The 24,081-nt window shown below is 46.5% G+C and carries 20 protein-coding genes; 16 read left to right on the top strand and 4 right to left on the bottom strand.

The features are described 5' to 3' along the window. The first annotated feature begins 267 nt into the window (after positions 1 to 267). The 15 genes from spt to LZG94_RS12845 all read left to right on the top strand — a co-directional run bounded on the left by spt (position 268) and on the right by LZG94_RS12845 (position 15,803). The gene (gene spt / locus LZG94_RS12915; RefSeq protein WP_215232384.1) at positions 268 to 1,479 is read left to right on the top strand and encodes a serine palmitoyltransferase; all 1,212 of its coding nucleotides are present in this window, start codon (positions 268 to 270) and stop codon (positions 1,477 to 1,479) included. After that, positions 1,476 to 2,597 (top strand): hypothetical protein, encoded by a 1,122-nt coding sequence (locus LZG94_RS12910; RefSeq protein ID WP_233792295.1) that lies wholly within the window; start codon positions 1,476 to 1,478, stop codon positions 2,595 to 2,597. Before spt ends, LZG94_RS12910 begins: the two co-directional genes overlap by 4 nt. After that, entirely contained in the window at positions 2,594 to 3,619 is a 1,026-nt protein-coding gene (locus LZG94_RS12905; RefSeq protein ID WP_233792294.1) for an NAD(P)-dependent oxidoreductase, read from the top strand. Before LZG94_RS12910 ends, LZG94_RS12905 begins: the two co-directional genes overlap by 4 nt. A 111-nt stretch (positions 3,620 to 3,730) precedes the next feature. Further along, a complete protein-coding gene (locus LZG94_RS12900; RefSeq protein ID WP_233792293.1) occupies positions 3,731 to 6,301 on the top strand; it encodes a DUF5686 and carboxypeptidase-like regulatory domain-containing protein in 2,571 nt (856 codons plus the stop codon). A gap of 26 nt (positions 6,302 to 6,327) precedes the next feature. Next, a complete protein-coding gene (locus tag LZG94_RS12895; RefSeq protein WP_233792292.1) occupies positions 6,328 to 7,041 on the top strand; it encodes an NDP-sugar synthase in 714 nt (237 codons plus the stop codon). Positions 7,042 to 7,098: 57 nt separating this feature from the next. After that, positions 7,099 to 7,968: a hypothetical protein gene (locus tag LZG94_RS12890; RefSeq protein ID WP_215232379.1), complete on the top strand. Its 870-nt coding sequence runs from the start codon at positions 7,099 to 7,101 to the stop codon at positions 7,966 to 7,968. After that, positions 7,968 to 8,939 carry a CDP-alcohol phosphatidyltransferase family protein gene (locus LZG94_RS12885; RefSeq protein ID WP_233792291.1) on the top strand — a complete coding sequence of 324 codons (972 nt, stop codon included), beginning with the start codon at positions 7,968 to 7,970 and terminating at the stop codon, positions 8,937 to 8,939. The genes LZG94_RS12890 and LZG94_RS12885 overlap by 1 nt, the downstream gene beginning before the upstream one ends. Continuing rightward, entirely contained in the window at positions 8,920 to 9,936 is a 1,017-nt protein-coding gene (locus LZG94_RS12880) for a lysylphosphatidylglycerol synthase transmembrane domain-containing protein (RefSeq protein WP_215232377.1), read from the top strand. Before LZG94_RS12885 ends, LZG94_RS12880 begins: the two co-directional genes overlap by 20 nt. An 11-nt stretch (positions 9,937 to 9,947) precedes the next feature. Continuing rightward, positions 9,948 to 10,658, top strand: a complete 711-nt coding sequence (locus LZG94_RS12875; RefSeq protein WP_233792290.1) for an HAD family hydrolase — start codon at positions 9,948 to 9,950, stop codon at positions 10,656 to 10,658. Between the two features lie 56 nt (positions 10,659 to 10,714). After that, positions 10,715 to 11,620 (top strand): PfkB family carbohydrate kinase, encoded by a 906-nt coding sequence (locus tag LZG94_RS12870; RefSeq protein ID WP_233792289.1) that lies wholly within the window; start codon positions 10,715 to 10,717, stop codon positions 11,618 to 11,620. Between the two features lie 15 nt (positions 11,621 to 11,635). Further along, entirely contained in the window at positions 11,636 to 12,208 is a 573-nt protein-coding gene (locus tag LZG94_RS12865; protein WP_215232374.1) for a DUF4833 domain-containing protein, read from the top strand. Positions 12,209 to 12,361: 153 nt separating this feature from the next. Beyond that, complete coding sequence (gene cmoA, locus LZG94_RS12860; protein WP_233792288.1) at positions 12,362 to 13,114, top strand: carboxy-S-adenosyl-L-methionine synthase CmoA; 753 nt, start codon at positions 12,362 to 12,364, stop codon at positions 13,112 to 13,114. After that, positions 13,111 to 13,839: an isoprenylcysteine carboxylmethyltransferase family protein gene (locus LZG94_RS12855; protein ID WP_233792287.1), complete on the top strand. Its 729-nt coding sequence runs from the start codon at positions 13,111 to 13,113 to the stop codon at positions 13,837 to 13,839. Before cmoA ends, LZG94_RS12855 begins: the two co-directional genes overlap by 4 nt. Positions 13,840 to 13,944: 105 nt before the next feature. Next, positions 13,945 to 15,222 (top strand): NAD(P)/FAD-dependent oxidoreductase, encoded by a 1,278-nt coding sequence (locus tag LZG94_RS12850; protein WP_233792286.1) that lies wholly within the window; start codon positions 13,945 to 13,947, stop codon positions 15,220 to 15,222. Between the two features lie 32 nt (positions 15,223 to 15,254). Further along, complete coding sequence (locus tag LZG94_RS12845; protein WP_233792285.1) at positions 15,255 to 15,803, top strand: general stress protein; 549 nt, start codon at positions 15,255 to 15,257, stop codon at positions 15,801 to 15,803. 1 nt (position 15,804) lies between these two features. On the opposite strand, the gene LZG94_RS12840 is transcribed toward LZG94_RS12845, so the two are convergent. Continuing rightward, complete coding sequence (locus tag LZG94_RS12840; protein WP_233792284.1) at positions 15,805 to 16,329, bottom strand: DUF4142 domain-containing protein; 525 nt, start codon at positions 16,327 to 16,329, stop codon at positions 15,805 to 15,807. 170 nt (positions 16,330 to 16,499) lie between these two features. Between LZG94_RS12840 and LZG94_RS12835 the strand changes: the two genes are divergently transcribed. After that, a complete protein-coding gene (locus tag LZG94_RS12835) occupies positions 16,500 to 18,266 on the top strand; it encodes a response regulator (protein ID WP_233792283.1) in 1,767 nt (588 codons plus the stop codon). Positions 18,267 to 18,275: 9 nt separating this feature from the next. Here the strand turns inward: LZG94_RS12835 and LZG94_RS12830 are convergent, their stop codons facing one another. The 3 genes from LZG94_RS12830 to LZG94_RS12820 form a co-directional block, all read right to left on the bottom strand. Further along, on the bottom strand, positions 18,276 to 20,273 hold the full coding sequence (locus LZG94_RS12830; RefSeq protein ID WP_233792282.1) for a hybrid sensor histidine kinase/response regulator: 1,998 nt from the start codon (positions 20,271 to 20,273) through the stop codon (positions 18,276 to 18,278). Between the two features lie 668 nt (positions 20,274 to 20,941). Further along, a complete protein-coding gene (locus LZG94_RS12825; protein ID WP_233792281.1) occupies positions 20,942 to 22,567 on the bottom strand; it encodes an NADP-dependent glyceraldehyde-3-phosphate dehydrogenase in 1,626 nt (541 codons plus the stop codon). A 121-nt stretch (positions 22,568 to 22,688) separates the two neighbouring features. After that, on the bottom strand, positions 22,689 to 24,032 hold the full coding sequence (locus LZG94_RS12820) for an MATE family efflux transporter (protein WP_233792280.1): 1,344 nt from the start codon (positions 24,030 to 24,032) through the stop codon (positions 22,689 to 22,691). Between the last annotated feature and the right edge of the window lie 49 nt (positions 24,033 to 24,081).

The following is a 24,081-nucleotide window of genomic DNA, read 5'->3' as shown; positions in this document are numbered from 1 at the left end:
AGAGATTTTAATTTGTTTTTAACGGTAAAATACAAAAAGAGAGGAGCGTTTTGTGAACTAGAAGGAGAGGTAAGTGGTTTAATCGTAAGCCAAGATTGTTGACATATCAATTCTTCCGTCGCGCCGCACTCTTTAACAATGCTAATTATGGAAACCAACCATTACAACACCAATTAATTTGCCTGATTTCAATTAACCCAGGCCACAGCCTGAAGCCTTCCGGCACCCTTGAAAGAAAGAAGCTGTTGATTCTGACATTAATTATTTATGGGTAAAAAACTAAATAAACGAATTGCCGAATTCAAAGACGCGGCAGCCATTAAGGCGAAAGGTCTTTATCCTTTTTTCCGACCAATTGAATCCGGACAGGATACAGAGGTCATCATCAATGGAAAATCGGTATTGATGTTCGGTTCCAATTCTTACCTCGGACTAACATCTCATCCCTACATCATCGAAGCTTCTCAAAAGGCTGCTCAGAAATACGGCACAGGCTGCGCAGGTTCGCGTTTCCTGAACGGAACGCTGGATATCCATGAAGAGCTGGAAAGGCGACTTGCCCTTTATACGGGTAAGGAAGGTGCGGTACTTTTCAGTACTGGCTACCAGGCTAATCTGGGTGCATTGTCTTGTCTTACAGGACGTAACGATTACCTGGTACTCGATGAAAGCGATCACGCATCGATCATCGACGGCAGCCGGCTTTCTTTCTCGAAAGTGATCAAGTATGCACACAATGACATGAACGATCTTCGCAAGAAGCTCAGCCTCCTGCCTGACGATGCCGACAAGCTGATCGCTACCGACGGGATTTTCAGTATGGAAGGAGATATTGTGAAGCTTCCCGAATTGAATAAGATCGCCGCTGAATTTGACGCAACCGTACTTGTTGACGATGCGCATAGTTTGGGAGTGATCGGTGAAAAAGGTGCAGGTACTGCTTCCTATTTTGGTCAGACAGATATTACTGATCTGGTAATGGGGACTTTCAGTAAATCGCTGGCTTCGCTGGGTGGATTTATTGCCGGTGACGCTGCTACGATCGATTATCTGAAACACCGCGCCCGCTCGCTGATGTTCAGTGCAAGTATGACGCCGGCCTCGGTAGGAAGCACATTGGCTGCGCTGGATATCATTGAATCTGAACCGCATCACATGGAGCGACTTTGGGCTAATACCCGGTACGCCAAGGAGTTACTCTTGTTTAATGGTTTCGATCTGGGGCAAACAGAGAGTCCGATCCTGCCGCTTTATATCCGGGATAATGAAAAGACTTTCATCATGACAAAACGTTTGCAGGATGAAGGAGTATTTGTTAATCCTGTCGTTTCGCCTGGTGTACGTCCGGAGCATTCATTGATCCGCTTTTCATTGATGGCCACGCATACTTTTAGCCAGATCGAAGAAGCGGTTGACAAAATATCACGCATATATCGCGAAGTATGTCCGGAGCGTGTTATTGAAAGACAAAGACTATGAAGCGAATCGTCTATGTAAACTCTCCTTCGGAACTCAAAAAATTTATTGACTTCCCTCACGACCTCTATAAAAACGATAAAAATTACGTCCCTGAACTATTTATAGCTCAGAAGGACATGCTGACTCCGGGCAAACACCCATTTTACGAACATTCACAGGTGCAGCCGATGCTCGCTTATGATGGAGACAAAATTGTGGGCCGGGTAGCAGCGATCTTAAATACGAACCACAATGCTTTCACCGAGCGGAACGATGGTTTTTTCGGTTTTTTTGATACAATTGAAGACCAGGAAACGGTTGATCTGCTGATTGGAGAAGCTACTAAATGGATAAAGGAAAAAGGCGCCGATACATTAAGAGGCCCGGTTAACTTGTCTACCAATGATACCTGCGGATTATTGATCGAAGGTTTCGATCGCCCGCCGGTTGCAATGATGCCTTACAATGCACCGTATTATCAGACTTTGCTTGAAAATAGCGGTTTGGTGAAAAATACGGACCTGTTCGCCTACGAAATTATTCAGGCTTCGGTGAATGAACGATCGGTGAAGCTGGTTGATGCGTTGGAAGCCAGGTTGCAGAGAAGCGGAGTGGTAATCCGTAAGATTAACCTTAAAAAATTCGACGAAGAAGTTGCCAAGATTCGCGAGGTATATAATTCTGCCTGGGACAAGAACTTAGGGTTCGTTCCCATGACCGAAAACGAATTTAATTATCTGGCAAAAGACCTTAAAATGGTACTCGACGCCGACTACTGTCTGGTGGCCGAGAAAGATAACAAGCTGGTTGGATTCATATTAGGTATTCCAGATATCAACCAGATCCTGATTAAGATAAAGAGAGGAAGATTACTGCCAACAGGGATTTTTAAATTACTACTTGGCAAGAAAAATATAAAAGGCCTCCGTGTGCTGACGCTCGGCGTAGTGGAGGATTTCAGGAAAATGGGCATTGAAGCTTGTCTTTACGGCCGCATTATCCAGAATGGAAGAGCGCGCGGAATCGTAAAAGCGGAATGCTCCTGGATGTTGGAAGATAATTTTCTGATCAACCACGCCATCGAGCAGATTAACGGAACGCTGTACAAAAAATACAGACTGTACGAAAAACCGATATGAAGGAGCGGGTATTCATAACAGGGGCGAGCGGATTTATCGGGTATCATCTGGTGAAAGAGGCACTGGGCAAAGGCATTGAAGTACATGCGGCCGTGCGTCCCACCAGCGACCTGGAATTTCTGAAAAAGCTGGCAAAAGATCCTAAAACAGGACAGCCGGCCGCGCTTCAGATTGTGAATGCAGATTTCAGCTCCCGCGAAAAATTGAAGGATTTACTCGAAGCGGGCGGTTATACATACATTATCCACGCGGCGGGAGTTACGAAGGAGAAAACGGCGGCAGCTTATAATTTAGTCAATGCCGAGTATTCCCTCAACCTGGCGCAGGCTGCGATGTCAGCAGATATTCCGTTGAAAAGATTCGTTTTTCTGAGCAGTCTGGCCGCAATAGGGCCAATAGGTTACTCGGAGCAGCAGCCGATCACGGAAAGTACACTGCCCGGACCAGTCACCGATTATGGAAAAAGCAAGCTGCTGGCTGAGCAATATCTGGAAGATGTCAGCGGATTGCCCCTTACGATAATAAGACCCACGGCGGTTTACGGACCCGGTGAAAAAGATCTTTTTGTGTTGTTCAAAACACTGTCCGGCGGGCTCGATGCGTACATTGGTACCAAGCCGCAGCGACTGAGTTTTGTGTATGTAAAAGACCTCGTCGCCGCTACCTTATCCGCACTCACTGAAAATAAGAAAGACGTAACAGTGTACAACATTTCAGATGGAAATGCTTACGACCGTTACGCACTGGCTGACAGGTTCAAAGAGATCAGCGGGAAAAACGTTTTTCGGACGCATCTGCCCATTATTCTGGTAAAATGGCTGGCAGGTCTGCTGGATATCATTTATTCCTTTTCCTCCAAAACACCTGTCTTAAACAGGGAGAAGCTAAAAGAGCTTACGGCTTCTAACTGGAACTGTAGTATAGACGCAGCCCGGAACAATCTGCATTACCAGCCGCAATATGACCTGCGACAAGGACTTGCGGAGACATTAAGCTGGTACAAAGAAAATAAGTGGCTTTAATTTTTGCTCCCGATTTAATCGGTTTTTGAATCTAATAATCGCAATTACTGACTGTAAGTCAGGTACTTGGGCGATTGTGATCGGGTAGCATTATGTATTTGATCCTTCAAAATGAAAACAATAATTAAGTCGGTATGGTTAAAAATCGCACTGTTGATCTGTATAGTACAGGTTATCTCAGGAGCGGCCATGGCGCAAAATACGACTACGATTAAAGGTACCGTTACCGACGCGAAGACCGGCGAGACCCTGCCTTTTGTGTCTGTACTGATTCCCGGCACTACCATGGGGACTGCCTCAGATGTGGACGGGCGCTACGCACTTACTTTGCGGGAAGATCACGCGAAGATCAGATTTACTTATGTAGGTTATTTGAGTGTTGAAAAACCAATTACGGCGGGAGTTTCGCAGGTTATCGATATCAAAATGTCGGTGGATGCGTCGATGCTGAAAGAGGTAACTGTAAAAGGACGAGGACGTTACCGCAACAAAGATAACCCGGCTGTGCAGCTGATCCGCGAGGTAATTGCGCATAAGGATGAGAATAAAATGGCTGGTAATGCATTTGTTGAATATGAGCAGTACGAAAAGATCTCGCTCGCATTGAGCAATCTTTCAGACGAGTTCAAGGACAAGCGCATTTTCAAGAATTACCAGTTTCTGTTCAAGGCACAGGATTCTACCGCGATGGGCGGCAGGAATATGCTGCCGGCTTACATTCAGGAAAAGCTTTCGCAGGTTTATTTTCGTAAAAATCCAAATACAAAGAAACAAATTGTACTTGCCAACCGTCGTGCTGAATTTGATTCTAAATTCATTGATAATGAGGGTTTAAGCTCTTATTTCAATAGGTTGTATGAAGATATCAATATCTACGACAACGACATTTCCATTGCTACCAACCTGCTCCTGAGCCCGATCGCGAACACGGCGCCGACATTTTACAAGTTTTTTATCAGGGATACCATTAAAACCAATAATCCCTGGTTGATCGAGTTAGGTTTTGTTCCGAGAAATAAAACAGATATGCTTTTTGAAGGAAAGCTGTTTGTGACGCTCGATGGAAAATACAGTGTGCAGAATGCTTATCTGACTGTTAATAAAGACATTAACCTCAACTTCATGCGCGACCTCGAAGCGAGCCTGGAATTTGAGAAAGGCGCCGACGAAAGATATCATCCTTCCAAAACCAGTCTGGCGATGGAGTTTGCATTGGGTGAAAAAAGCGCCGGATTGTACGGTCAGCGGGTGGTTAATTTCAAGAATTACACCATCAATCAGGCCCGCCCCGATAGTATTTACAAAGGTCCGCACGAAGAAATCGCTTACAATCCTGAGATCAAAGTCGGCGAATCGTTCTGGGGCAACGCGCGACATATTCCGCTAGACGCGATTGAACTCGACATTTACAGAAATATAGATACCCTGCAAACCATTCCGTCGTTCCGCCGGACCATGGATATTGCGACGCTTTTCCTGGCAGGCTATAAATCGTTCGGAAAAGTGGAGATAGGACCATTCAATACCTTTTACAGCTTCAATCCGGTCGAAGGTTTCAGATTGCGTTTCGGAGGAAGAACTACCCAGGAGCTGAGCAAACGCGTTTATTTTGAAACTTACGCGGCTTACGGTTTTAAGGATGAAAAGTGGAAATACTTCGTGGCAGGTACCTATTCGATCAACAATAAGTCGGTCTACCATTTCCCGTTCAATTACATCCGGGCGAGCTACCAGCGCGATACCAAGATTCCGGGCCAGGAATTGCAGTTTGTGCAGGAAGATAACCTGTTACTTTCATTCAAGCGCGGCGATAATAACCGGTGGCTGTACAATGACATTTACAAACTGGAATATGTCAGGGAGTTTGATAACCATTTGTCTTATAAGCTCGGTTTCACGCAATGGAGCCAGCGCGCGGCGGGGATATTGCGCTACGAAAGCCTGGACAGCGACGGAACCTTACAGGACCGTGGCTTGCTGAACAATACCGAGGCGAATTTCGAATTGCGGTATGCGCCACACGAACAGTTTTATCAGGGAAAATTGTACCGTACCCCGATCATCAATCGCTACCCGGTATTCACAGCCCGCTACAATGCAGGTATAAAAGGCGTTTTCGCAGGTCAGAACCGCTATCATAATATTTCCGGAAATGTGGCGAAAAGGGTTTACCTGTCGCAATTCGGATATGCCGACGTAACTGCGGAAGGTGGTTATATTTTCGGTAAAAATGTGCTGTTCCCGCTGCTGACGATCCACCGCGCCAACCAATCTTACGCCTACCAGCTGAATTCCTTTAACCTGATGAACTTCCTCGAATTTGTCAGCGACCATTACGCAAGTCTGGATGTGCAGTACTATCTGAATGGATTTGTATTCAATAAGATACCACTTCTCAAAAAGCTGAAATTGCGTGAAGTAGTGAGTTTTAAAGGTTTAATGGGTGGTTTGAGGGACGAAAATAATCCTGCATTGAACCCATCGCTCTACCGTTTCCCGACAGACGAGCAGGGTAAGCCGATCAGCTACACTTTATCCCGTGCGCCTTACATTGAAGGTAGCATCGGGGTGGCGAATATATTCAAGCTGCTGCGTGTGGACCTGGTCAAAAGGTTTACTTACCTCGACAATCCAACCGTTTCGGAATGGGGCGTGCGGGCGAGGTTCAAGCTTGATTTTTAGTATAATAAAAGTAAAAGACACCAATTATGAAATATGCGATCATAGCAGCAGGAGAGGGTTCACGCCTGGCAAAGGAAGGTTTTCAGCTTCCCAAGCCGATGGTAACCTTGTCCGGGGAAATGATGATCGACAGGCTGATCGGTATTTTTATGCGGAACCGGGCGGAGCGGATTTTGATCATAATCAACGAAAACTCACCAGAGCTGGAAGCGCATTTGAATGCGTTGCGCCGCACATTACCACTCGATATCCTGATCAAATCCACGCCCAGCTCGCTGCACAGCGCATTTGAACTTTTAAACCAATATCCTGAAACAGAAGCAGTTTGCCTCACTACGACAGATACGGTTTTTAAAGAAGAAGAATTCGGTGCATTTATTGATGCATTTGAAAATAACCCCCAACTGGACGGACAAATGGCAGTAACTGCTTTTGTCGACGATGAAAGTCCGCTGTACATAAGTGCCGACCAGGAAGGTAAGATCACTGCATTTACAGATTCGAGAGAGCCGGAAACGCAATTTGTTTCGGGTGGAATTTATTGTTTGCGTCAAAAAGCGATCAATACGCTAGCGAAATCTGTGAATAGCGGCACTTCGCGCATGCGGAATTTCCAGCGTGAGTTGCTGCTCGAAGGAATTGAATTACAAGCTTATCCATTTTCCAAGATTGTGGATGTTGACCATATCAGCGATATACAAACGGCTGAAATGTTTTTGAATCAGGAAAGTCTGGTCTAAAAACGCATTACAATCTGACACCAATTAATTAAAGACCGGGGCGTTTTCCGGCAGCGTATGAATGAATTTGAAATACTCGGTGTACACCGTAACAAAAAGTTTTCACCGAACCACATTGGTAACGACGACGCGATTTTTTCGTTAACGGCCAAAGCACTTGAAAAGCTGGGCTGCCGCGTCACGATCTGCTGCGAGGATGATTTTCTGGCGATGGAGCAGGTTCCGCAGTCGAAGATATTCACAATGGCGAGACAAAAAACGGTGGTTGCCAAACTGCAAAAATTGGAAAGTGAGGGTATTCAGGTAGTTAATTCGGCATTTGGAATAGAAAAATGCTTCCGGACCAACCTGACCAATGCATTGAACGAAAACAACATCCCGGTCGCAGAAAGTCATATAGTGCCGACTGATTATCAGGAAGAAACGGTTTTCGATACCATCAAAGGCAAAGGTTACTGGATCAAGCGCGGCGACTTTCACGCGATACATAAGGAAGACGTTTCATTTGCCGCGTCGCGCGAAGAAGCCAAGAGTATTTTACGTGAATATGCATTGCGGGATATTCCCGACGCAGTTATTTCCGAGCATTTGGTAGGTGATCTGGTCAAATTTTACGGCGTGCGCGGGACTGACTTTTTCTTCTGGTTTTATCCTTACGACAACAATCATCACAAATACACGCAGTACCAGGAAATAAACGGCAGCTCGGCTTACTATGCTTTTGACGCAAACAACCTGCAACAGGTATCGAACGAAGCAGCTTTGGCTGTCGGGATCGATATTTATGGAGGAGACGCGATCGTCGGGAAAGACGGCAGTTTCCGCATTATCGACCTGAACGACTGGCCCAGCTTTGCACCCTGCCGCGACGAGGCAGCCGGGCACATTGCCGGACGGATTTTTGAAGTATTTACAAACAATAATTAATGGCTACCACCACTACTGAAAAATCTGAATTGAAGTCAGAAGCCAGCGATTCTGCCTTTCAAAACTCACTGAAATCCCGCGATACCGAGGAGCAGATCGATATTTGGTTTTACCGGCCGATCGGCTACCAGATCGCATTGTTTTGCGCCAAAGTCGGCATTCGGCCCAATCCGGTTACAATCGTCAGTATTTTCTTCGGCGTGGGCGCGGGTATCCTATTTTATTCCCAGGAACTTTGGGTCAATGTGATCGGAATGCTTTCGCTTGTTTTCGCCAATTCTCTCGATAGCGCCGACGGGCAGCTGGCCAGGATGACGAATGATAAAAGCCGGCTCGGGCGTATTCTCGACGGAGCTGCGGGCGATTTCTGGTTCATCGCGATCCACGTTGCATTGTGCCTCCGCGGTATGAACGAAGGCTGGACAGCCTGGATCTGGGTTTGGGGAGTTTTAGCGGGCGCGTCGCACGTGGTGCAGTCTGCGATGGCGGACTATTACCGGAATGTGCATTTGTTTTTTATCAAAGGAACATCGGGCAGCGAGCTGGATAACAGCCGTGAGCTGCAAGCTGAGTACGATCGCCTGAGCTGGACTTCCAATTTCGGGATGAAATTCGTGGCGCGTTTTTACCTGAATTATACCAAAATGCAGGAGCAGTTTTCTCCAAATCTGCAAAAGCTGCTCTGGCTCGTTCGCGACAGGTTCAGAAACGGTTTACCTGAAAAACTAGTAACAGATTTCAGGGCGCAAAACCGGCCTTTGATGAAATATACCAATATCGTACAGTTCAATACGCGCGTGCTGTTCCTGTTCCTCTGGCTGTTCATCGACCAGTCGTGGATTTACTTTTTCTTCGACATAGTCATCTTGAACCCGATCCTTATTTATATGGTCAATGGGCAGGAAAAGGTGAGCAAGCATTTTCATCAGGAGCTTATCAGCGGGAAAAATAATGAATACCAAAGCATATAAGGCACTTTTTCTGGCAATCGGCGTCGCGTCACTGGGCTATATGATCTATGGCACAGGCGTTACCGTGATCTGGGAAAATATCCAGCTGACTGGTATCTGGTTTGTGCCAGTAATAGGTAGCTGGCTGCTGATTTACATATTAAATGCATTCGCATTCCGCGCGATCATTCGCGAACCGCAGTTACCCGAAACCAACCTTTCATTCTGGTCGGTATTGCGGCTTACTATTTCCGGTTACGCGATCAATTACATTACCCCATTTGTCGCATTAGGTGGGGAACCTTACCGGATCCTGGAACTGAAACCGGCGCTGGGAATGAAGAAAGCCACTTCTTCGGTATTGCTTTACAGTTTGATGCACATGTTTTCGCACGTGCTTTTCTGGCTCGCGAGCATTGTACTGATCGTGGCCGTCGTTCCTTTGAGCGATGTAATGCTTGCAGGTTGCGGTATTCTGCTGGTAGTCGGTCTGATATTGGGATATTGGTTTATTAATGTATACAAAAAAGGCTTGATAGTAAGCTCGTTCCGTGTGCTAGAGAAGCTGCCTTTCGTTGGAAAGAAAGCAAAAGAATTCGCGCTTAAAAACGGTGAAAATCTTTACGAGGTCGATGATCAGATCCGTATACTTTACGCCCAGCGGCGCGACGTTTTTTACGCCTCCCTATTCTATGAATTTGTAGCAAGAGTAATAGGTTGTCTCGAAATATTCTTCACAGCTCACGCGATCGGCATGGAAATGAGCCTTTCGCAATCGCTGATCGTGAGTTCAGGTTCATCGCTTTTTGCGAATCTGATATTCTTTTTCCCCATGCAGCTCGGCACGCGCGAAGGCGGTTTGATACTCGCATTGCGCAGCGTTGGAATCGCCTCCGCACCCGGACTTTTCATCGGTATCGTGATGAGAATCAGGGAAATAGTTTGGATCATGATCGGTCTGGCGCTGGTGAGTGGTAAGAAGAAGACAGAAAAGGAAATCCTGGTTGTAAGTGAGTGAAAAAATATAATATGATTAAAGGAATTCTATTTGATTACGGCGGTACGATTGATACCAATGCTTTGCATTGGGCGCATGTTTTGTGGGAAGCGTACCAGCGGAATAATGTGAATGTTGATAAAAAGGCATTTAGCGAAGCTTATAAGTATGGTGAAAGGGCGCTGGCGATCAAGCCGCTGGTTCAGCCGCACCACGTTTTTTACGACGTACTGTTTCTTAAACTGACTGAACAATTCAGCTTTTTGAAGGAAAACGGACATTCGGTCGACGATGCAGCAATTGAAGCTATTGCGAGAGAATGCAATCAATTCGCACACACTACGGTAACGAATGCAAAACAGGTACTCGAAGCGCTGGCAAAGCAATACCCGCTGGTGATGGTTTCCAATTTTTACGGAAATATTAACAATATCCTGGCTGATTTCGGTATCGCCGGTTGTTTTCAGGATGTGATTGAATCTGCTGTTGTGGGTGTCAGAAAGCCCGATCCGCAGATCTATCAGCTTGGGATTGATTCACTTGGTTTTGAGCCGGAGGAATGCGTGGTGGTAGGAGATTCATTTTCAAAAGATATTCAACCGGCTCGGCAACTCGGCTGCCAGGCGATCTGGTTGAATGTGGAAGGCTGGGAGGAAAACGGCGAAAAGCAGGCGACGCCCGAAGGTGTTACTGAGATCACCGATTTTGCACGCATTACGGAAGTTTTAAAGAGTTTGGGTTAGTTGTAAAACTTTTGTCAGGCACGAAAGCGACCTGGTGAAATTAAATGAAAATTATCATGTACGACATTTGTACGATCGGCCACATTACACTCGATAAGGTAGTTACGACCCAGTCTGTCAACTATATGCCGGGGGGAACTTCGTTCTACTTTTCGAAAGCATTGCGGCAATTTGATATCAATTATATGCTGGTAACCGCGCTGGCGGAGCAGGAAAACCATATTCTGGCAGCATTGCGCGAAGAGCAGATCGAGATCTTTTCTCAGCCAAGTCCATATACAGTCTATTTCGAAAATATTTACAGCGCCAACCAGGACCACCGTGAGCAGAATGTGTTGCACAAAGCGGCTCCGTTCACAGTTGCGCAAATGCCCGATATCCAGTCCCGCATTTTCCACCTCGGCCCGCTGCTTTCCGACGATATTCAGTTAGATCTGTTGAAAAGCCTGGCTTCGAAAGGGGAAGTTTCGCTCGATATTCAGGGTTATTTAAGGTACGTAAAAGACAAAAAAGTTTACTATACCGACTGGGCGGATAAAAAGGAAGCATTACCATTTGTCTCAATTCTGAAAGCAAATGAGTTTGAAATGGAAGTGGTGACCGGGACCAGCGATGTGCGCGAAGGCGCAAGGATATTAGCAGGAATGGGCGTGAAAGAAGTGATTATCACCCTGGGAAGCAAAGGTTCGCTGGTTTATAAAGACGATCATTTTTACCAGATCCCGGCTTATACACCTACTGCTGTCGTAGATGCGACGGGCTGCGGCGACACTTATATGGCAGGATATTTGAGTAAGAAAGTGAGAGGAGCGGATGTGCAGGAGGCCGGGGAGTTCGGAGCCGCCATGGCAACCTTAAAAATTCAGTCTTCCGGACCGTTTTCGGGAAACCAGGAAGCTGTTAATCATGTTGTTCTTCATGGTGAATGTGATCGCGAACTGATCGCCCAGGCCATTTATTGAAACAAATACTCAACAATGAAATACGTGATGAAACTGTTGATGGCCTTCGGCCTGATACTGGCTTCGTATTCAGGGACATATTCACTAGCTGAAAATCCAAATGGTAAGTTTGCCGATCCCGACGAATTTCCTGTTCCGAAAAATGTCCCGGGCCTGCTGTTCTACATTCAGCGAGACCCGAACGAAAATACGATCTGCTACCAGCTTAATGTTGACGGACAGGGAAAGTTAAGCGCGAAAGATCCTGTCAATATGTTCTGGATCCGTTATACCGACGGCGGGATCCGTAAGGAGCTCAATTACATCCAGAAAAAGTTTGCTTACGGTATTAATGTAAAGGAAAAAGGCAATTCTTCTTACGAGCTGAGGTCGGTCGCTTATAACAAACTTCCTTTGTCACTGCGGAAAGATACGCGAAATGAGTACCACGTTTACACCAGCATCAACAAAAAAGAATGCATTCTGAGCCGGGTTTTTATCCGCATTGACGGAGGTACATTCTGGTCTCCCAACGTAGTTTACATTGAGCTGAAAGGGACTGAAATCGCGACGGGGAGAACAATCACACAGCGAATTAAACCATCCTGAAAGGGTTTGGTGCCGATTTTTCCTCCAAGTTTGTTACATGATTCTGCACTTGCTAGTAAAGTTTAGGGAGTAAGTTCTGATATTTGGGTTAGATTTTTATTAAAAATTCTATTGCTTGAATTAATCTGAACGTAATCTTAACCTTACTGACAAATGGAGAATATTGGAAACACCAATCAGGATCAGGTCTTTAAAGATGAAATAACCAAAGCTTCCGATTTTAAATTCGGGACTACGGTTGTGAAAGTCTTTGACGACATGGTCAGCAGATCGGTACCTTTTTACAACGAAACCCAGCGCATGCTCGCAGAAATTGCGGCTGATCACGTCAAAGAAGGTTCGCACCTGTACGATCTGGGATGCTCTACCGGTACCACACTGATTGAAGTAGACAAATTAATTCCCTCAGATATAAAATTCATTGGCATTGACGAATCCCCGGAAATGCTCGAAAAGTGCGACCTGAAATTCAAGGAAGCAGGTTTTGTGCGTCCCTACGACCTGCGCTCCGCCGATTTGCAGCAGGAAGATCTTCCAATCTCGAATGCATCTGTGGTGATCCTCTGCCTTACCATGCAGTTCGTCCGCCCGCTGTACCGCGAGCGGCTTTTGCGTAATATTTATGAAGGTTTGAATCCCGGAGGTGTTTTGTTACTGGTTGAAAAAGTGCTTTCAGAGAGTTCGGTATTCAACCGCGACTTCATCAAATATTACTATAACTACAAAAGGCGAAACCATTACAGTGAGCTCGAAATTTCACAGAAAAGAGAAGCCCTCGAAAACGTTTTGATCCCATATAAGTTATCTGAAAACATGCTCCTGTTGAAGGAGGCCGGTTTCGCGGATTGCGAAATATTCTTTAAGTGGTATAATTTTTCAGGAATGATAGCTTACAAAAAATCATGATCGCAATCGGGAATTTCTTTTTTAAGTACAGAAATAATCTGTTCATTTTTCTCTACCTCTTACTTTTCGTTCCCTCTCCGATGCTTTTCAAGCCGGAGCATTTCGGGGAAAAATACTATCTCTATCCAATTATTCTCGGGTTACTTGTGACTTTTGCCGGAGAAATTATCCGGGGTATTACTATTGGTCTCGCCTATATTATTCGTGGGGGAAAAGACAAAAAAGTATATGCTGAAAAACTTGTTACGGAGGGTATATTCAATCATTGCCGCAATCCATTGTATGTGGGCAATATCCTGATGCTGCTTGGCGTGGGTATACTTTCCAATTCGTTGTTCTACGTGGGGGTGGTGATGCCGCTGTTTCTCTTTATTTATCAGGCGATCGTACTGGCGGAGGAAAACTTTCTGCGGAATAAGTTCGGCGCCCAGTTCGATGCATATTGCAGTCGGGTGAATCGCTGGCTCATCAATTTCAGGGGAATTTCAAATGCTTTCGACGGCATGCAGTTTAATTATAAAAGGTGGGTACTTAAAGAGTACAATACCCTGTTGGTGTGGCTGCTTGGGATTTTCGCGATCCTTATTTTCAAATATCCCCAACTGATTCCGGACCCTGATTCGCGCGTGCCGGCTTTCATCGTTGTCGTGGTGATTTTAGGCGCAATCTACGGTTACATTCGTTACCTCAAAAAATCCGGCAAAATGACAGATTCTGTCGCATAATCGGGGTAAAGTACGTGTTGGCATGCTATTTGGCATATTTAATGTACGAAGCTCTCCTAAACCTGAATTATTAAAATCATAACCCCCGATCTAATAGAAGGACGTATGAGAATTGTAATCATAGGAGGAGGATTCGCAGGTGTTAACCTCGCGCTGGACCTTGCCAAAGACAGAAATTTTGAGGTTACCCTGGTGGATAAGAACAACTACAACTTCTTTCCGCCATTGATATATCAGGTTGCCACGGCTTTCTTGGAGCCTTCCAGTATCAGCTATCCGTTTCGCAAATTATTTTCAGGAAAAGATAACCTGCATTTCAGGCTGGGTGAGCTTTTAAAAGTAGTGCCCGAGGCAAACAAAGTAGTGCTTTCAAATGGTGAGCTGGAATACGATCAGCTTGTTTTCGCGACCGGCGCGGAGAGTAATTTCTTTGGGATGGAAAATGTGAAACGCAATTCCACGCCCATGAAAACCCTCGAAGATGCGATCGGAATGCGGAATAAGATGTTGCTGCAAATGGAAAAGGCTACCATCTGCGAAGATCCGGCGGAGGTTAAAAAGCTGCTTACCGTCGTAGTTGCAGGCGGCGGACCTACTGGTGTTGAGATCTCGGGGATGTTTGCTGAAATGCGGAACGGAATTCTGCGGAAAGAATATCCGCAGCTTGCTGGTAAAGGCAGTGAAATATATCTGGTCGATGGGGGAGATTCGCTGCTGTCGCCGATGAGTGTCGCCTCACAGCAGGATACCTACGAGGCTCTGACCAAACTGGGCGTGAAAATCAAGCTCAATACCCACGTTGTCGACTTCACCGATGATAAGGTTTTCTTTACCGAAGGTGATTATATTGACACAAAAACACTGATCTGGGCTGCGGGCGTTACCGGGATTGTGTTCGAAGGGATACCAGCCGAAGCCTACGGACGCGGACGCAGAATGCTCGTAAATGCGTATAACCTGGTGAATAGTACCCATAATATTTACGCAATAGGGGATGCTTGTCTTCAACTGACTGACGCGAATTTTCCGCAGGGGCACCCGCAGGTTGCACAGGTAGCAATTCAGCAGGGAAAAACATTGGCCCGCAATTTCAAAGCGCAGGTCAAAAACGAGCCGCTCAAAGCATTCGCATATCACGATAAAGGTTCAATGGCGATCATCGGCCGCGCCAAAGCGGTTGTAGATATGCCTTCTCCAAAACTTCATTTCAAAGGTGTGATCGCTTGGCTAGCCTGGTTATTTATCCACCTTATCTCGCTGATCAATCACAGAAACAGAATGAAAACCCTATATAACTGGATGGTAGCTTATTTTACCAAAGACCAGTCGCTGCGGATGATCATCAAACCTTCGGAAAAGGAAGAAAATGTCGAATCGTATTAAATAACCGGCCGTAAGGCATTTCAAAAACCGTCATGGAATCTTCAAGCTACGCATACGATTCGCCGGGAATGGTGTCGGCAGTGTTCCTTACCCGGGATGATGCGGATAAGGCATACAAAGCACTTTTGAAGAAGGGCTATTCGGAGGATGAAATTTCGGTACTGATGTCCGACGAAACTTTGAATAAGCACCTGAGTGACACAAACGAGCATTCTGAACCTGAATCTACACCCCCGACAGAAGAGGATCGCGGTAAGACGATCGGCGGTACAACCGGCGCATTAACTGGTTTATTCGTTTCGCTTGGCCTCGTTGCTGTGCCCGGACTTGGGATTTCGATTGCCGGTCCGGTAATGGCGGGTATTGCCGGCGCATTAACAGGCCGCACGCTGGGCGGGATCATCGGTTCGAAAATCCCGGCCACGCATTCAGATACTTACGAAGAGGGCGTGAAGGAAGGAGGCATTATTATCAGCGTAGACCCAAAAAACCGGGCTGAAAGTGATGAGATCATTCAAAAATTTCAGCAATACAATGGCCGCGATATTCTGACCAATGACGGTTACTCGCCTCTGAGTTGATTTACTGTAAGGTATCATTCAATACTTTCGCCTGTTCCAGATATTGCCGCAAAGTGGGAAGTTTCTTTTCGATCCAGGTCCTCAATTGTGCATCCGTCACCGTTTCTTTCTGAGCTTCAAAATAGGTAATAGTATTGGAATGGGCAACGAGCATTGCAGTTGCGTACACGGTATCAAGTTCCATTCCCTTTCTTCCCGAGAGCGTATCAAGCGTCTGTTGCCGGGTATCCGATAAGGTTGTTCGCACGTTCAGATTTTTGGAAGCAGCATAATCTTGCAATTCCCGGTTTGAAGCGGTGTATCCATCGATCATCAGCTGTCCAAAGTCCGCATACCTTTTTGATGCACCGTTATTCAGCGCCACCTGCCCCGCGCTGATCTGGAAAAGTCCCTCGTCCGCCGCATTCATCACAAACTCACGATCCGCCTCCGCGACCACGCTGTTGGTATCGCCTTTATCGTCATCACAAGAAGCAATTGTGAAAAGGGTAAGAATCCAAAAAATCTGATAAAATGATCTGTTCATAATTAGGGCGTCTGGTTTACAGGGAGCTTTCCTGAATAATACTGTGCCACGCCCCGTCGTGCTTCAAAAAATGCGCAGCGTTTGATAAATAGGCATTTATGCGTTGTTGAAGATCAGACCAGGTTCTATATCTTTATCTTACGATTACCAACGTTATAAAAACTCCACTCTTGAAAAGTATCCAATACGCAGAAGCTTTCGAAAAGCTTTGGTCGGAAGAAAGTGAGCGAAAGTCACAGCTTACTAACCGGCTCTATTGCATTGTCTTCCTCTTTTGTAACCCGATCTCGTCAGTTGCCTTCTACCTCTCCGGCGACCCTTTTTTTTATACCCTGTTCACCACCCATCTCTTCTCCGGACTATTCCTGCTGCTCTACCTTTTTTTGAATTATAAAAAAGTGATTACCGGGCACCAAATGAGTTTTGCAGCGCACGTTACGCTGATATTTTTCTATTCTTATCTGCTTTCACTCCCGCATCTTTCTTACGTGCAATCGTCGCTTAATCTTACATTGGCGATCATATTTGCGGGTATGATACTGCGTTGGGAATTCAGATATGCGCTCGTCGCCTCAGTGTTGCCGCTGGTGCTTTATCCCTTGTCGATCCACTTCGCAAGCGACACTTCTCTGACGCTGTTTTTCGAGCAGGGCGGGGTATTTGTGCTGGTTGCGAATTGCATATTCCCCGTGATCGTGAAGTTGAGATACAACAAGGATAAGGCGGAATTTTACTTTCGGTACACATTACAGCAGCAGAATGAGGCACTTGCCCAGCAAAAGCATATTGCCGAGAATGCCACGCGCGCCAAGTCAAATTTTCTGTCGCTGATGAGCCACGAGATCCGGACACCATTGAATGGAATCGTCGGGATCGTGCATTTGATGATGCAGGAAGAAAATCGAAGCGAGCCAAGGTCGGGCGAGCTGCTGCACACGCTCAAATACTCCGCAGACCACATGATGACCGTCGTGAACGACGTGCTCGATTTCAACAAGATCAACTCCCGGCACGTGGTACTGGATCCCCAGCCGTTTGACCCGAGGCAGTTATTTGAAAACCTCCGCAAAATGTTCGGGCCGGGCGCGATTGAAAAAGGCATTGAGCTCATTTTTGAAATTGAACCCAATTTACCCGACCTATTGATTGCCGACCGGATGCGGCTCAAACAGATCCTCAAAAACCTGATCCATAATGGAGTAAAATTTACTGCCGAAGGTTTTGTCAGGCTGAAAGTCGAGCAAAAGGAGATAACCAGTGATTTCGTCAAATTATACTTTGAGGTAACCGATACCGGAATAGGAATTCACGAATCTGAGCAGCGCGAGATATTTGAAGTTTTTACGCAAACGAAAGCCAGTAACCAGCGGGAAAATGCCGGTACGGGGCTCGGATTGGCTATTTCGCGTGATTTGCTTCAATTGTTCAATAGCGAAATAGTGCTGCGGAGCGAGCCGGGAAAGGGCAGTACCTTTTCTTTTGAATTGACGCTGAGATATTCCCAAAGTACTGAAACTGATTACCCGGCAACGACACTGCCTACCCCGCCCCGGGAAGGGATCAAAGTGCTTGTAGTCGATGATAACCGGGCCAATATCGTTCTGGTGACCCAGTTGCTCAAAAGGCGCAACCTTGATTTTGAAATTGCGGTGAACGGACAGGAGGCTTATGAAATGTTTGCCCGGGAGAAATTTGATATGGTGCTGATGGACCTTAGGATGCCGGTAATGGATGGTTTTGAAAGTACGCGCATGATCCGCTTACTCGACAAGCAGGTTCCGGTAGTGGCACTCACAGCATCTTCTTTCGAGGACGAAAAGGAGCGGGCTATGTCTACTGGATTTTCGGGTTATCTTACCAAACCTTTTATCCCGGAAGATTTTTACAACTACATTCTACCGTTTTTAGGAATTGCAGCGACCGATGCTTCCGAGTAGCAGCTTCATTTACAAAGGCTTACCCTTGCGGTAGGAAGCGATTTTCGAATATAATTCCGCAGGTGTAAAAGGTTTGCTGATGTAATCGTTCATGCCGACGGTAAATGCAATATCCTTGATATCCATCATCGCGGAGGCGGTCAATGCGATGATCGGGAGTTTGGTGTACTTTTCGTCCGGAAGCTGGCGGATCCTTAAAGTAGCCTCGTAGCCGTCCATTTCCGGCATTTGCAGATCCATTAATACCAGGTCGTAATCAGTTGTCTGCACTTTTTCGAGCGCGACGAGGCCGTTTTCTGCGACGTCGTATTGCACATTCCACTGCTTCATGAAATTACGCATCAGCAGCACGTTGATCGCATTATCCTCCACGATCAGCAGCCGCATTCCTTCCAGGCTGAATTTGTTGGTCGGGCTGCCGTTTATTTTTTCGGTAAAATGCTTTTCGCTGATCCTGAATGTGAGACTGAAATAGAAAACGGAGCCTTTTCCCGGCTCGCTTTCCACGAAAATCTTACTATGCTGTAATTCAAGCAGGCGTTTGGTGATCGTCAGTCCGAGTCCTGAGCCGCCGTATTTCCGGGTAGTGTCTGAGGTAGCCTGCGTGAAGCTGTCGAAAATAGTGTCAATTTTTCCGGGCGGGATCCCGATACCTGTATCCTGGACTTTGAAATCGAGTGTGATCACGTTTCCCCGGCGGCTGGTCACCTCCGCGGAAATCGTCACTTTGCCCGTTTCTGTAAATTTAACCGCATTGCTGACCAGGTTCGTCAATATCTGTCCCAGCCGCACAGGATCGCCCACAACGGTTACGTTCACATCGTTGCTCACTTTTAATTTGAGCATAATCCCCTTCTCATTTGCCTTTTGCAGGATACCCGAGCGGATATTTTCAAGCAGGGACAGCACATTGAAATCGACTTCCTCAAACTCTATTTTGCCGGCCTCGATCTTGCTGAAATCCAGGATATCATTGATCAATACCAGTAAATTCTCAGCAGAAAATTTGAGGATATTGAGATACTCCATTTGCTCGGGCCGGGGATCCTGCTGCAAAAGCAAATGTGTAAAACCGATCACTGCATTCATCGGCGTCCTGATCTCGTGGCTCATCGTGGACAGAAACTGCGATTTCGCGATAGCCGCCATTTCGGCCATTTCCTTGGCGTGGATCAGTTCCTTCTCGGTTTTTTTCTGGTTATCAATATCCATAATCGCCCCGTACAGCTTCACTACCTTGCCGGTAGCATCACAAAAAGGCTTTCCGATCGCGTGGATAAACTTGATCTGTCCGTCAGGCAGGACGATGCGGAGGTCGAAACTGGCGGGCGACATTTTATTGATCGCTTCCCAAATGTGCGTTTTGTACAGGTGCAGGTCGTCAGGGTGGATCATTTTGGAAAAAACGTCGGTATTCGGTCCGGCGCTGTCAGGTTCCAGCCCGAATATCCGGAAGGCTTCGGCAGACCAGTAGTTTTGGCCCGTTATCAGATCGGCTTCCCAGCTCCCGCTGTGGGTGAGCTGCTGCGACTCGCTGAGCATTGCCTCGCTGCGCCTGATCGCCTCTTCCGCCCGCTTCCGGTCCGAAATGTCGTGCCACACCACCAGGAGCACTTTCTTATTATTAATCGGGACGGGGCTTAATGTGACTTCTACCGGAAATTCCTCTCCGGTTATCTTTCTGTGTATCCATTCAAAACGCGTGTAACCGGTTTCATAGGCAAGCCGGTCCATTTCTAGCGCTTTTTCAGCCGACCTTTTTCCGTCGGGCTGGAATTCGGGTGAAAATGTCGCGGGGTGAAGGGAAAGCAGTTCGGTCTTGTCTTTGCAAGCCAGCATTTTCACAGCAGCCTGATTGCAATCAAGGATACCACTTTCATCAAACAGCAAATGCGCATCTGTGGAATACTGGAAGATCACGCTCAGTTTTTCCTGCAAAAGCTCACGATCATCCTCCCCCTCTGACTTTTTTTGCCCGAAAATTTCCTCCTCACTCGATGACTCCATTTGTGGTGCTTAAAAAACGTGTGTTCCGAATTTAGTAACTATTGTATTTTTATTCAAGATCAGATTTTACCTTAAAATAAAAACCCCTTCCGAATGCTGGCGGAAAGGGTTTTAGCTTAATAAATACGAACACTATTAAAACTTTTGGGCTGATCTACTCTGAAAAAAATCTATCAGCCATACACTTATAATTCCAATGACAGGGACGAAGACAGCAAGCAGCACCCTCAAAAGTTTAGATATAGCAACATCTTTTCCAATAGTGATCCTGTAAATTGTTGCAACCAAAACAGCAAAGTAGAATAAACCTATTATAATCAGCAATTGTGAACTGATACCGATACCGAGTAACAGGATGTTTCCTATCATAATTTTGTGTTAATAAGAATTATGAAATAATGGTCTCTCGCAACACATATCGTAGCTCCAACATCACATCTCAGATTTATAACGTCGCTTATGAGTTTGATACAAACTTTTCCTAACTGCAAAACTCAGAAGAACAACATGTAACTGCAAGCATTGAAATTGGACAAAATTGGACAAAAGCGGACAAAGTTGGACAAGATTGGACAGCCTCGTTAGTTTGAGATTTTTGAGATACTATTAACGCAAAAAGGTGCCGGGCCAGGGCACCTTTTTGCGTTGATTTTTAGGCAAATAATATTCTAAAAAATAAACTTGGTACTCAAGAAGTTAGATGTATCCTCATGAACGATCTCGTTGATCAGTTGTTTGTTGGTTTCATTCATTTTGAATGCGACCAGCGAGCGGATCGAGAATGCGCGGATTGCGTCGGCTACTGATAAGGTACCTTCGGCGCTGTCTTTCCGGCCGGTAAATGGGAATACATCAGGTCCGCGCTGACATTGTGTATTGATATTCACACGACTAACCTGGTTTACGAGCGGATCTATCAGAGACGCAACTTCGTCGGCATCATTACTGAAAATACTTACTTGCTGACCGTGAGTCGATTCGATCAAGAACTCGATCGTTTCTTCCAGATCATCGAAAGGCACCACCGGCACGATCGGCCCGAATTGCTCTTCGTGGTACAGTTTCATTTTGCTATTAACGGGATAAACCACGGCGGGATAGAAAAACGAGCCTTCCGAGCTGCCGCCGTTTTCATTCACTACCGAAGCCCCGTGCGCCACAGCATCGGCAATGCAACTGTCGAGGTATTCAATTTTATTTGTTTCAGGAAGAGGGGTCAGGGAAACGCCTTTTTCCCACGGCATTCCAAATTTCAGCTGTGCCACCGCAGCGCTGAATTTTTCGAGGAATTGTTCGGCGATACTTCTGTGCACCCACACGATCTTCAAAGCCGTGCAGCGCTGTCCGTTGAAGGAAAGCGAGCCCAGGATAATCTCTTTTACCGCCAGCTCGATATCCGCATTGGACGTTACGATCGCGGCATTTTTAGCATCCAACCCCAAAACTGCGCGCAGGCGGTTCACTTTCGGGTGCTGCTTTTTCAATTCATTAGCTACCTTGCTCGACCCGATAAGCGTCAGTACATTGATCTTACCCGACTGCATCAAACCGGGTACGATCGTATTTCCGCGTCCGTAAATAATATTGACCACCCCTTTTGGAAAACAGTCCCTGAATGCTTCCTGCAACGGATAATGCAGCAGCGTACCGAATTTCGGGGGTTTGAAAAGAATGGTATTGCCCATGATCAGGGCGGGTATAAGTGTGGTAAAAGTTTCGTTAAGGGGATAATTGAACGGTCCCATACAAAGCACCACGCCCAGCGGCGAGCGTCTTACCTGAGCTGCAATGCCGTCTACAATATCAAAACCCGAAGAATCCCGGTCGAGGTTTTTCAAAGAATCGATTGTCGCGTAAATGTATTCAACGGTCCGGTCAAATTCCTTTACCGAATCCGCGAAAGACTTACCGATCTCCCACATGATGAGTTTCACGATAATATCTTTCTGTTCGATCATTTTGCCGGTAAACTGCTCCACGCAATGGATCCTTTCCGCCACGCCCATTGTGGGCCACTCTCCTCTGCCATTGTTGTAAGCCGCCACGGCCGCGTCAAGCGATTCGTCTGCTTCGGCGGCTGTGCATACCGGGTAACTCCCGATCAGTTTTCTTTCGAGCCCGTTTTCGGTTTTGATACAAATCGGGGAATATACTTCATGGACAGGCCCATCCCAGGTTTTCATTGCACCGTTGCTCAGGTATTCGCGCTGGTGAATGAGCCCGGGCAGGCTGAACTCCTGGGGAATGTCATTTTCTTCGACGAAGATGTTTCTTAATGTGGCGTTGAAATCCATTTTTTGCTGGCTAAAAATGATGGTAAGGTTTAATTGAAGAATGATTTAAAACAACGGATCGTTCCGTCAAATTGACCTGACGAGTGATATTACCGCAGAACCTTACCGCTTGCTCAGTATTTCATCCCCGCGCGCTACGCAGTGTGTTCCTTTTACCCATTTTCAAGAACCGCGTGATCAGGAAGCCGGAAGCTACCGTGAGGCCAAGGATCAGGCCCAGCCACATTCCTTTGGCACCCATATTGAAATTGAATGCGAGCAGGTACCCGACTGGAATACCGATTACCCAATACGCAATTCCGATCAGTATGGTGGGTGTTTTTACGTCTTTGATCCCGCGAAGCAAACCTGCGCTGATCGCCTGCGTACTATCTGAAATTTGAAAAACCGCGGCGAAAAGCAATAGGAGGGCGGCCAGTTCCACCACCTGCGGCTCCTGGTTAAATGCGACGGGAAGTACGTTCCGGAGGATCACAAACAATGCCGCACAAATGGTACCATATATCAAAGCAGTCAGAATCGTACTCTTTCCGATCACGATGATCTTGACCCAATCGGTGCGGCCGAGTGCATTGCTTACCCGGATCGAACCCGCCTGCGCAAGGCCCATGGAAACCATAAAAGTGAAGGAAGCACAGTTCAGCGCGATCTGGTGCGCCGCTTGCGAAACCGCCCCCAACGTACCGATGATAATACCCGAAACCGCAAATGCGCCTGCTTCCATACCGATCTGCATGCTGCTCGGAACGCCGATATGCAGCAGTTCACGTAAAGTCTTGGCTTTGAGCTTCCATTGGTTATGGCGCACAGCAATGTATCGCGCAAAAGTTTTGTGACTCAGTACCACGTAACCCAGCGCGAGAAACATACAGGTCCGGGTAATAAGCGTGGCCCAGCCCGCGCCTTCCAGTTCCAGCCGGGGGAAGCCCCAGTTGCCGTAGATCAGCAGCCAGTTCAAAAGTATATTCAGCGGCATGCCTGCCAGAGAGAAGATCATCGCGGTGCGCGTGTATTCAAGCCCGTCGGCAAACTGTTTCAGGGTCATGAAAAGCAGCATAGGAATAATGGACAAGCCCATTAATTTCATAAAAGGCATCGCAAGTTCCACTACGTCAGGATCCTGCCCCAGATGATAAAGTATATTTTTACCAAAAACCAGGGTAAATGAGATGACGAGCGCAGTGAGCGTGCAAAGGATGAAACCATTGTACAAATAGTGGGATACCTGCTGCGCGTCCTGCTTTCCGTTGGCCAGCGATACCATTTGAGAAACGGAGATCGTCATACCAATCCCGATCACGAATGGGATATTCATCGCATTGATAACGAGTGCGGCGGCAGCAAGATGTTTGTAGCTGATCGCGCCGACCATTGCGCTGTCTATCAGGTGGAGCGCCATTTGTGCGAGCTCGCCGATAATAATAGGAAATGCTAATTTTAACGTTTGTGATGCTTCTTTTTTCACGGCTTTATGTGGATATGCTAAAAGGGATGCAAAGTTAGGTATTTAGAGA

This window comes from Dyadobacter sp. CY343 (assembly GCF_021390335.1).
Taxonomy (GTDB): Bacteria; Bacteroidota; Bacteroidia; order Cytophagales; family Spirosomataceae; genus Dyadobacter.
Note: the sequence above shows the minus strand (reverse complement) of the source record. Positions and strands in the feature narration are given on the sequence as shown.